This is a genomic window from Microbacterium azadirachtae (genome assembly GCF_000956545.1).
Taxonomy (GTDB): domain Bacteria; phylum Actinomycetota; class Actinomycetes; order Actinomycetales; family Microbacteriaceae; genus Microbacterium; species Microbacterium azadirachtae.
Map to the genome: position 1 here is coordinate 1 of NZ_JYIT01000020.1, position 3,902 is coordinate 3,902.

Sequence of the window (3,902 nt, forward strand, 5' to 3'; positions counted from 1 at the left end):
AACGGCACGATCATCGACCCGAACCTGGTGGCGGATCCGAGCTTCGAACGCGCGACCTCTCTGGGCGACGGCACGAACGGCACCTGGGGCGCGAAGCCCAACTCGGGGATCGACAATGCGCCGGCCGCGGGCTTCACCGGCGACCACCGCGTGTTCGTGCGGTACAACCAGGGCTGGCGGGACGTCTGGCAGGACGTGGCCGTGCAGCCGCACACGAGCTACCGGCTGACGGGCTTCCTGCGCACCTCGGTCAACAGCGATGCCGGCTACTTCGGCGCGCGGTCGCTCGACGGCACGGTGATCTCGGAGGCCCACTTCGTCTCGGTGGGCGCGTGGACGCGCTTCACCGTGACGTTCGACTCCGGCGATCGCGACGCCGTGCAGCTCTACGGCGGGGTGTGGACGAACAGCGGCGACATCTGGATGCAGATGGACGACGTCGCCCTCGTCCGGGCCCCCTGACCGCGCAACCCCGCAGGTGCCGCTTCGAGAGGGAAAACGTCGCTCCGACGGCCGTGGGAGCGACGTCTTCCCTCTTCGGCGCCCGATCCGGGCTCAGGCGAGCGCGCGGACCGGTCCGCGCAGCACGGCGCGATCGAGGCCGTAGCGCCCCGCGCCGGTGAAGGCGAGGGCGAGGGCGGCGGCGCCGAGCACGGCCGCGAACTCCCAGCCGCCGTCACCGACCCAGATGCCGTTGCCGAGATGCACCAGTACGATGGCGCCCGCCATGTCGGCGGCGAGGAGCACGCCGACGGGGCGCGTGAACAGCCCGGCGACGAGCAGGATCCCGCCGATCAGCTCGAGGAACGCGATCGCGGGGCCGGCGATCTCGGGCAGGGGTGCGCCCATGCCGGCGAAGGCCTGGACGGTGCCGGGCAGGGTGTACTCGAAGACCTTCTGCGCGCCGTGCGCGGCGAAGACGCCGCCGATCACGAGGCGCAGGACCAGGAGTCCGAGCGAGGAGGCGGGCTTCGAGGTGTTCGTCATTCCGGAATGCTCCTTCGTGGCAGGACACCGCGGCGAGCGCGGCTCGGGGCGTCCGCCCCGTTCTCCCACGCTACGGAGCGCTCCCTGTCATGTTTCTGAACGCGGGCTCAATATCCGGTGCCGATACCGTCGGAGGTTCCGGCATGGTCGAGCCGGGCGCCGCCTCAGGACGTCGGGATGACGATGATCGGCTGCGTCGTGGGCGTGCCCGTGGGTGATCCTCCCGCGGGCTCGATGGTCACGGCGATCGCGTCGCCGGCGTGCATGCTCCCGCGCAGCTGCGCCGTGGTCGTGCCCGGCTCGGCGGCGAAGACGCCGGCGGAGACGGGGGTGTCGCCGCGGACGAACCACAGCTCGTACGTGCGGGCGGAGTCGAGGGGCTCGAGCCCGTCGGAGACGAGCACGGCCGTGCCGATCGACGCCGACCAGTGCGCCGTCGCGTGTCCGCCGGAGGGCAGCGAGACCGTCTTCTGGGCGGCGTCCGGGGCGTTCTCGATCCGGTCCAGCGCCACGACGGCCGCGGGGCGCAGCAGCTGCGGGATCACCACTGCGGCACCCGCGCCGAGCCCGACGACCAGCACGAGGCACGCGGCGAGCGCGAACAGGAGCCTGCGCGGACGGCGCGCGGGCGCAGCCGCGGAGGGCTGCGGAGCGGGCTCCTGATCGCCCCCGTCGGCGAGGGCGGACGGCGGATCCGCGGGGGCGGGCGGCGCGGCGGCGGGCGCCGTGTCAGCGGGCTCCTGGGGCGTCACGGCGATGCGGGCGAGGAGCGCGTCGCGGAGCGACGGCGGGGGAGCGACCGCGGGCACGCCTTCGGCGAGGAGGGCTGCGGTGTCCGCGTCGTCGGCGACGATCGGAGCCCATTCCGGGTGCGCGGCGAGCGCGGCCTCGTAGCGCTGCTCGTCCTGCACCGACAGCGATCCGAGGCTGTGGCCTGCGGCCAGCTCTGCGAACTCCTGCTCGTTCATGCGTTCACCCCCCAGTGCGTCCGAAGACGCGTGAGTCCATCTCTCATGCGGGTCTTCACCGTTCCCAGCGGTGATCCCGTGATCGTGGCGATCTCGCTCTGCGAGTAGCCGCCGTAGTACGCGAGCACGAGCGCCTCGCGTTGCGCGTCCGGCAAGGCGGAGAGGGCGTCGACCACCCGGTCCGCGTCGATCGACAGCTCGGCCTGCTCGGCGACGCTGTCATGGGCGACGTCGAGGTCGCGCGCCCCGATCCGCACGTCCCGGTCGGCGCTGGCCTGCGAGGCCCGCACGCGGTCGACCGCTCGACGATGCGCGATCGTCAGGATCCAGGTCCTGCCCCGGCCCCGATCGGAGGCGAATCGGGAAGCGGTCTGCCAGATCTCCAGGAAGACCTCCTGCAGCACCTCCTCGCTCTGCGACCGGTTCACGAGGACACGGAGGATGAGGCCGAAGACGCGCGAGGACAGCATGTCGTAGAGCTCGGCGAACGCCGACTGATCGCCCTGCGCGACGCGCAGCAGCAGCGCGGACGCGAGGTCGTCGCCGCCGTCCTGCTCGGCGTGCTCCCGATCGTCGATCACCATGGGTTCCAGCATGCCTCACCTCCCTGCCCCGCATCGGCAATGCGTCGAGGGCGAGCACTGTCGCGTCCTTCCGTCTGCCCCTCCCCCGCGGGACCGGACCGCATGCTCGGACGGGTTCGTCGATCATGCGATCCGGTCTGCGTGGCGGATCCGCGGGTCCTTACTGGGCCGGCGGCATCAGGACGGAGTCGACGAGGTACACGGTCGCGTTCGCGGTGTGGACGCCGCCGCAGATCACGTTCGCGTCGTTGACCTTGAGGTTGTCGCCCGAACCGGTCACGGTCACCTCGCCGCCCTCGACGGTCTTGTGCGTGCCGACGATGTCCTTCGGCGCGATCTGACCGGCGACCACGTGGTACGTCAGGATCTTGCTGAGGGTGTCCGCGCCGGCATCCGTCTTCAGCGTGTCGATCGTCGCGGGGTCGATCTTCTTGAAGGCGTCGTCGACGGGCGCGAAGACGGTGAACTCGCTCCCGTTGAGCGTGTCGACCAGGTTGACCTTCGGGTTGAGCTTGCCCGAGACCGCCGCGACCAGCGTGGTCAGCAGCGGGTTGTTGCTCGCGGCCGTCGCGACCGGGTCCTGCGCCATCCCGGCGACGGAGCCCGCGCCGGAGGGGACCTGCTGCGCGTAGGCGGCGCATCCCGGTCCGACCAGGTCGGCCGCCGGATCCATCGTCTGGGTGGGCGACGCGGCCGGCGCGCTGGTGGCGGGCTCCGAGGACGAGCCGGACGACGAGCCCGACATCGACGAACAGCCCGTGAGGGCCAGGGCCGCGGCGGCGAGCAGGCTGGCGGCGGCGAGCGACGCCCTGGCGTGCAGGCGAACAGTGGATCGCATGATCTTTCTCCTTTGACTGGTGCATCGCGACCGTTCATCGGCCGACACGATGCGTTCGGAGCCGCACCCGCACCGGATTGGATCCGGTCCGATCGCCATCCGATCGGCCGATCGCGACGAACCAGGGACATGGGTGAGAGCACAGGGAAGACAGGCGCACGGATCTGGGCCGCGGCCGCGGGGGTCGTGAGCGGCGCGGTGTTCGTCGCCGCCGCCGAGATCACGGCCTTCCTCGTGGCGCGCGACGCGAGTCCGCTGCTCGCGGCGGGCTCGTTCGTCATCGACATCGTGCCGCAGTGGGCGAAGGAGCTGGCGATCGAGCTGTTCGGCGCCAACGACAAGCTCTTCCTCCTGCTGACCCTGGGCGTCGGCGTGCTCCTGCTCGCGGCGGTCGCGGGTCTTCTCGAGCGTCGGCGCCGTTGGGCCGGCGTCGCGGTGTTCGCCCTCGCCGGCGTCGCCGGGCTGCTGGCGACCGTGACGCGCGCGGGGGCGAGCGGCGCCTCCGCCCTGCCGCCGCTCGTCGGC

General features: G+C 72.0%; 4 protein-coding genes and 2 pseudogenes. 2 read left to right on the plus strand and 4 right to left on the minus strand.

All coding sequences use genetic code 11. The features are described 5' to 3' along the window. A pseudogene (locus tag RL72_RS19985) lies at positions 1-462 on the plus strand (DUF4185 domain-containing protein); the annotation flags it as partial. Positions 463-555: 93 nt separating this feature from the next. On the opposite strand, the gene RL72_RS00170 reads toward RL72_RS19985, so the two are convergent. From RL72_RS00170 to RL72_RS00185, 4 genes are all read right to left on the minus strand, one after another. Further along, complete coding sequence (locus RL72_RS00170; protein ID WP_045248780.1) at positions 556-987, minus strand: DoxX family protein; 432 nt, start codon at positions 985-987, stop codon at positions 556-558. A 164-nt stretch (positions 988-1,151) separates the two neighbouring features. Further along, positions 1,152-1,955, minus strand: a complete 804-nt coding sequence (locus RL72_RS00175; RefSeq protein WP_045248781.1) for an anti-sigma factor — start codon at positions 1,953-1,955, stop codon at positions 1,152-1,154. Further along, the gene (sigK, locus tag RL72_RS00180; protein WP_175491241.1) at positions 1,952-2,551 is read right to left on the minus strand and encodes an ECF RNA polymerase sigma factor SigK; all 600 of its coding nucleotides are present in this window, start codon (positions 2,549-2,551) and stop codon (positions 1,952-1,954) included. The genes RL72_RS00175 and sigK overlap by 4 nt, the downstream gene beginning before the upstream one ends. Positions 2,552-2,699: 148 nt before the next feature. Continuing rightward, the gene (locus RL72_RS00185; RefSeq protein WP_045248783.1) at positions 2,700-3,377 is read right to left on the minus strand and encodes a fasciclin domain-containing protein; all 678 of its coding nucleotides are present in this window, start codon (positions 3,375-3,377) and stop codon (positions 2,700-2,702) included. Positions 3,378-3,506: 129 nt separating this feature from the next. On the opposite strand from RL72_RS00185, the pseudogene RL72_RS00190 reads away from it, so the two are divergent. Next, positions 3,507-3,902, plus strand: a pseudogene (locus RL72_RS00190) (molybdopterin-dependent oxidoreductase); the annotation flags it as partial.